Genomic DNA, 6,370 nt, shown 5'->3' on the forward strand with positions numbered 1-6,370 from the left:
CAAAAACAAAAATCCCCGCGCGAGCGGGGATTTGCGACCAGCCATTCGAGCATAGCTCTCATGGCCTTGATGCCTGAAACCGCCCCACCGGGGCGATTTCTTTACGGCCTCAAGCCTCAAACATCTTCTTGAGCTTGTCGAAGAACCCACCCGATTGCGGGCTGGTATCCTTCGTCTCGAGCTCGGCAAACTCTTCCAGCAGCTCGCGCTGGCGCTTGGAAAGGTTCTGCGGCGTCTCGATATCGAGCTGCACATAGAGATCGCCGATATCCTTGCTGCGCAGCACCGGCATGCCCTTGCCTTTCAGGCGCACCCGCTGCCCCGGCTGCGTACCCGTCGGCACCTTCACCTTGGCCCGCGCATTGTCGAGCGTCGGCACTTCGAATTCGCCGCCCAGCGCCGCAGTGGTCATGGAAATCGGCACGCGCGCATAAAGGTCCGCGCCATCGCGCTGGAACAGATCATGCGGCTTGATCGAGATGAAAATATAGAGATCGCCCGGCGGTCCGCCCCGCACCCCGGCCTCACCTTCATTGGCAAGACGAATACGCGTGCCGTCCTCGATCCCCTTGGGAATATCGACCGAGAGCTTGCGGTTCTGCTGGCGACGACCCTGGCCACCGCAATCGGTGCAGGGCTGGTCCATCATTTGGCCGCGGCCCTGGCAGACTGGGCAGGTGCGTTCGATGGTGAAGAAGCCCTGGGCGGCGCGCACCTTGCCATGGCCATTGCACTGGCGGCAGGTATGGGTGCCGGTTCCGGGCTTGGCGCCCGAACCGTCGCAGGTGTCGCAACCGACCAGTGTCGGCACGTCGATCTCGACGGTGCGCCCGTCAAAACTCTCTTCGAGCGAGATTTCGAGATTATAGCGCAGGTCCGAGCCGCGCAGCTTTGAGGCACCGCCGCCGCCACCGCGCCGGCCACCGCCCATGAAGTCGCCAAAAATGTCTTCAAAGATATCGGACATCGACGAGCTGAATTCGGGTCCGAAGCCACCGCCGGCGCGTCCACCGCCCTGCTCGAAGGCAGCATGGCCAAACCGGTCATAGGCGGCGCGCTTCTGGCCGTCCTTGAGCGTGTCATAGGCCTCGTTGATTTCCTTGAACTTGTTCTCGGCCTCGGCATTGCCCGGGTTGCGGTCCGGGTGGAACTGCATGGCGAGTTTGCGATAGGCGCTTTTCAGGGTCGCCTCGTCGGCGCCCTTCTGGCAGCCGAGCACTTCGTAAAAATCGCGTTTGGCCAAAAATCTTCTCCGAAATAGCCGGTCGCGCTTGTCGCGCGCCCCGCTTAGGCAAGCCCTAACATTTGTCCCTAGATGGCAATCGACCCCACAACCCGCAAGGGGCCTGGGGTCGGCAAGTTTTAGGGCCGTGTCACAGGTGCTTTAGCAAGAGTGCGCAAATGGGGCAACGGCGCTGACCGAATGACAGTGATTCACGTGGAACGCTTTTGACCCGGCCGCAGAGCGGCCAAATTGCTCCGGTGGAGCAATTTGAGGGCAAAAGGCCATGAGAGCTACGCTCGAAGGCGCGGCAAACGCCCCATCCACCGCCCCGCTCGCCCCAAAACAAAAGGGCCCGGTGTTTCCACCGAGCCCCAAAACTGAAAACGCCTAGCGTTACTTCTTGTCGTCGTCCTTGACCTCTTCGAAGTCGGCGTCGACGACGTCGTCTTCATCGTCATCGGCCGTACCATTGGCCTTGGCTTCGGCTTCCGCCTGGCTGGCCTTGTACATGGCTTCGCCGAGCTTCATCGAGGCTTCGGCGAGGGCCGAGGTCTTTTCCTTGATCAGTTCGGCATTGTCGCCGTCGATCACAGCCTTGAGGTCATTGATCGCGCTTTCGATCGCGCCCTTGTCCTCGGCCGAGACCTTATCGCCATAGTCCTTGAGCGACTTTTCGGTCGAGTGGACGAGCGATTCGGCCTGGTTCTTGGCTTCCACCGCTTCGCGCTTGCGCTTGTCGGCTTCGGCATTGGCTTCGGCGTCCTTGACCATCTTTTCGATGTCGGCGTCCGAGAGACCACCAGAAGCCTGGATGCGGATCTGCTGTTCCTTGCCGGTGCCCTTGTCCTTGGCGGACACGTTCACAAGACCATTGGCGTCGATGTCGAAGGTCACTTCGATCTGCGGCACGCCACGCGGTGCGGGCGGAATGCCGGCGAGGTCGAAATTACCCAGCAGCTTGTTGTCGGCCGCCATTTCGCGTTCGCCCTGGAAGACCCGGATGGTCACGGCCGACTGATTGTCTTCAGCGGTCGAGAAGGTCTGGCTCTTCTTGGTCGGGATCGTGGTGTTGCGATCGATGAGGCGGGTAAAGACGCCACCGAGGGTTTCGATGCCGAGCGAGAGCGGGGTCACGTCGAGCAGCAGCACGTCCTTGACGTCGCCCTGCAGCACGCCGCCCTGGATCGCAGCGCCGAGCGCCACGACTTCGTCCGGGTTAACACCCTTGTGCGGTTCCTTGCCGAACAGCTGCTTGACGGCTTCCTGGACCTTGGGCATGCGGCTCATGCCGCCAACGAGAACGACTTCGTCGATCTGGCTCGCGGAAATGCCGGCATCCTTCATGGCCTGCTTGCACGGCTCGATGGTGCGCTGGATCAGTTCATCGACCAGCGATTCGAGCTTGGAGCGCGAGAGCTTGAGGGTGAGGTGCTTCGGGCCGGAAGCATCTGCCGTAATGAAGGGCAGGTTGATTTCGGTCTGGGTGGCGCTCGAAAGTTCGATCTTGGCCTTTTCGGCAGCCTCCTTGAGGCGCTGCAGAGCCAGCTTGTCCGAACGCAGGTCGATGCCCTGCTCTTTCTTGAACTCGTCGGCGAGGTAGTCGACGAGGCGCATGTCAAAGTCTTCGCCGCCGAGGAAGGTGTCGCCATTGGTCGACTTCACTTCAAAGACGCCGTCGCCGATTTCGAGGATCGACACGTCGAAGGTACCGCCGCCAAGGTCATAGACCGCGATGGTGCCGGAGTTCTTCTTGTCGAGACCGTAGGCGAGCGCAGCTGCCGTCGGCTCGTTGATGATGCGCAGCACTTCAAGGCCGGCAATCTTGCCTGCGTCCTTGGTGGCCTGGCGCTGAGAATCGTTGAAATAGGCGGGCACGGTGATGACGGCCTGCGTGACGGTCTCGCCGAGATAGGCTTCGGCGGTTTCCTTCATCTTCTGCAGGATCATGGCCGAGACCTGGCTCGGCGAGTACTTGTCGCCCGAAGCTTCGACCCATGCGTCGCCATTGTCGGCAGGCACGATCTTGAAGGGGACGAGACCCTTGTCCTTGGCCACGACCTTGTCGTCGTAACGACGCCCGATCAGGCGCTTGACGGCAAACAGGGTGCCTTCGGGATTGGTGACGGCCTGGCGCTTGGCCGGCTGGCCGATCAGGCGCTCGCCATCCTTGGAGAAAGCGACCATGGACGGGGTGGTCCGGGCGCCTTCGGCATTTTCGATCACTTTGGGATTGCTGCCGTCCATGACGGCGACGCAGCTATTGGTTGTACCGAGGTCGATACCAATGACTTTTGCCATAAAACTAGCCTCTCTTCATAGCGAACCCTCTGGCGAGGCCCTTTTCGCAAAGCAGCCTCTGTGCCCCAAAGGGGCCGGGTCCCTCGTAGGATGATTTGCCCTGTTTCAGGGCCTCGGGGCGTATATAGGGGGGTGTGCTTGGGGCTTCAAGCGCGTCGGCGGCCAGAAATGCCCGGAAATGTCTTTGTTGGAAAGAAAGGCGCCGCCCCGCCATGGAGGCAGCGCCTGTCAGCAAATCAGTCGGTGATCGTATAGGAGTCGAGCTGGCAGATATCGATCGAGGGCTCGATCAGTTCTGCGCCGCTGTCCATCACGAACTTGAAGTCGTAAAGGCACTGGTCGGAGCCATCGCCAATGGTGGCCGTGCCCTGGTTGCCGGCTTCCAGCGTGCCATCGTCCAGGAGGTCTTCGCCCCAGCTGTTTTCATTGCTGGGCGTCGTGTAGAAATAGTGCAGCGCCTGCGAGCTGGCGTTGACGATGGTGAATTCGACGGTCTGTGCCGCTGACGGCGCCACGCCAGCCGCGAACGCCAGGGCTGCAGCCGCAGCCAGAATATTCGTTTTCATAGAGGGTCCCTCATACCGGCGCACGTCGCGGCCGGGCGGCGCTATTTGCCATGTCCGGCTCCTGCCGCCAAGAGGACGGCAACGCCTGTTGGAAACTTGTTGTTCAGCACGGCTAACGCCCGACCTTTCGAGCAATTGCGACCCACCAAAATCCCTCTTCGCCCGGGCCCCCAAACCCACTAAAACCCCATCATGTTTTCATCAGGCACCGTGCTCCTGCACGACAACCTTTCCCCCTACGGCCAGAGCCGCCTCTTTTCCGAGCCGAAAGAGGTGCTTTGCGCCTATGACGCTGTTGCCGCCCGCGCCGCTCTCAAGCGCATCGCCGAAGCGGGGGAGCAGGGTCTCTGGGCCGCCGGCTACTTTGCCTACGAACTCGGATTTTTGTTCGAAGAGCGCCTCGCAGAGTTCTTGCCCGAGCGCAGCAAAACCCCGCTCCTGTGGTTCGGCCTCTACGACGCCCCAAAGCCGTTCGCTGGTCTCCCCGAATCCCCCGATGGCACGGCCGAAAGCCTTGCCCCCGCGACAAGCTTTGCCGACTACGCATCTGCCTTCGAGGCCGTCAAAAACTACATCGCTGCCGGCGACACCTATCAGGTCAACCTCACCTTCAAGGCGAACTTTCAGCTCTCCGGCTCCCCTCTGGGCCTCTACCGCCGCCTCGCCCAAAGCCAGAAAACCGCCTACGGCGCCTATATCCATGCCGGCGACCATTTTGTGCTTTCCCGCTCCCCCGAGCTTTTCGTCTCTGGCACTGGCGACGCCCTTTTCGCCCGACCGATGAAAGGCACCCTGCCCCGCGCGCCCCTCGCCTCACAGGACGCCGCCGACCGCGCCGCCCTCGCCGCCGATGAGAAAAACCGCGCCGAAAACCTGATGATCGTCGATCTCCTGCGCAACGACCTCGGGCGCATTGCCGAAATCGGCTCGGTCGAAGTGACCGACCTTTTCACGGTCGAAACCTATTCCACCCTCCACACCATGACCTCGGGCATTACTGCAAAACGCCGCCCCGACGTCACAATGCTCGATCTGCTGGAAAACCTCTTCCCCTGCGGCTCCATCACCGGCGCGCCAAAACTGCGCGCCATGGAAATCATCCACGAGGTCGAACTTTTGCCTCGCGGCCTCTATACCGGTTCGATCGGCTACATCGCGCCCAATGGCGATTTTGCCTTCAACGTCGCCATTCGCACCGCAGTCATCGACTCCCAAGGCAATGGCACGATCGGTGTAGGCGGCGGTATCGTCGCCGATAGCGAAGCAGAATCCGAATACAGCGAGGCCCTGCTCAAATTGCGTTTCCTCAGCGACCCAACCCCGCCGGTCACCCTGATCGAAACGATAAAGTGGTCCCCCCAAGAAGGTTTTGTCCTTCTCGGCCGCCACCTCGCCCGCCTGCTCGCGTCATCAGCCTATTTCGGCCTCCCAGTCGACGCCGCCGAAGCCACCACCCGCCTCATCGCCGAGAGTGCAAACTGGACGGCCCCCATGCGCGTCCGCCTCACCCTTTCGGAAACCGGCATCGACATCACTGCCGTGCCCCTGCCGCCAAACCCCGAAATCTTTCGTTTTCTTGTCGCCAGCGAGACTCTGCAATCGTCCTCCGTCTGGCTCGCCCACAAGACCACCAACCGCGCCTTCTACGATTCTCCCCGCATCAAGGCTCATGACGAACTGGGTGCCGACGAGGTGGTCTTCCTCAACGAGCGCGGCGAATTGACCGAAGGCTCGATCACCAATCTTTTCATTGAGCGTGGCGGAAAACTCCTCACGCCGGCTCTGTCATCCGGCCTCCTCCCCGGCACCCTCCGCGCCGAACTCATTGAAACCGGCGAGGCCCAGGAGGCCATTCTCACCCTTGCCGATCTGCATGATGCCGAGGCAATCTTCCTCGGCAATTCCGTGCGCGGCCTGATCCGCGCCGAATTCCTACAACCGGAGACAGCCGCCCCATGACGCAAACTATCGGCCCCGAAGACGTGCTCGTCGTCGTCGATGTGCAATATGACTTCCTGCCCGGCGGCAATCTGGCCGTTGCCGGTGGCGACGAGATCGTGCCGCTCATCAATGCCCTGGCCAAAAAATTCCAGAACGTTGTCCTCACCCAGGACTGGCACCCGGCCGATCACATCTCCTTTGCCAGCAATCACCCCGGCAAGGCCCCGTTCGAAACCGTCGAACTCGACTATGGCACCCAGGTCCTCTGGCCCGATCACTGCGTCTGGGCCACGCGTGGCGCCGAGCTTTCCGGCAACCTGGACATCCCCCACGCCCAACT

At 61.4% G+C, this 6,370-nt stretch carries 4 protein-coding genes and 1 pseudogene; 2 read left to right on the top strand and 3 right to left on the bottom strand.

Annotated features, from left to right (window positions below; translation table 11 throughout):
* Positions 1–109: 109 nt before the first annotated feature.
* The 3 genes from dnaJ to J0I64_RS21910 all read right to left on the bottom strand — a co-directional run bounded on the left by dnaJ (position 110) and on the right by J0I64_RS21910 (position 4,089).
* Positions 110–1,243: a molecular chaperone DnaJ gene (dnaJ, locus tag J0I64_RS21900; RefSeq protein ID WP_291412300.1), complete on the bottom strand. Its 1,134-nt coding sequence runs from the start codon at positions 1,241–1,243 to the stop codon at positions 110–112.
* Positions 1,244–1,618: 375 nt separating this feature from the next.
* Positions 1,619–3,523 carry a molecular chaperone DnaK gene (dnaK, locus tag J0I64_RS21905; RefSeq protein WP_291412302.1) on the bottom strand — a complete coding sequence of 635 codons (1,905 nt, stop codon included), beginning with the start codon at positions 3,521–3,523 and terminating at the stop codon, positions 1,619–1,621.
* Positions 3,524–3,759: 236 nt separating this feature from the next.
* Entirely contained in the window at positions 3,760–4,089 is a 330-nt protein-coding gene (locus J0I64_RS21910; protein WP_291412304.1) for a hypothetical protein, read from the bottom strand.
* Between the two features lie 192 nt (positions 4,090–4,281).
* Here J0I64_RS21910 and pabB point away from each other — a divergent pair, with 192 nt between their 5' ends.
* Both pabB and J0I64_RS21920 read left to right on the top strand, forming a co-directional pair.
* Positions 4,282–6,048, top strand: a complete 1,767-nt coding sequence (gene pabB / locus J0I64_RS21915) for an aminodeoxychorismate synthase component I (protein WP_291412306.1) — start codon at positions 4,282–4,284, stop codon at positions 6,046–6,048.
* Positions 6,045–6,370: pseudogene (locus J0I64_RS21920) on the top strand (isochorismatase family protein); the annotation flags it as partial. The gene pabB and the pseudogene J0I64_RS21920, both read left to right, overlap by 4 nt.

This window comes from Devosia sp. (genome assembly GCF_017307565.1).
GTDB lineage: Bacteria > Pseudomonadota > Alphaproteobacteria > Rhizobiales > Devosiaceae > Devosia.

Coding starts and splice junctions, on each gene's coding strand:
- J0I64_RS21910 (WP_291412304.1), bottom strand. CDS start 4,089: ATGAAAACGAATATTCTGGCTGCGGCTGCAGCCCTGGCGTTCGCGGCT.
- pabB (WP_291412306.1), top strand. CDS start 4,282: ATGTTTTCATCAGGCACCGTGCTCCTGCACGACAACCTTTCCCCCTAC.
- dnaK (WP_291412302.1), bottom strand. CDS start 3,523: ATGGCAAAAGTCATTGGTATCGACCTCGGTACAACCAATAGCTGCGTC.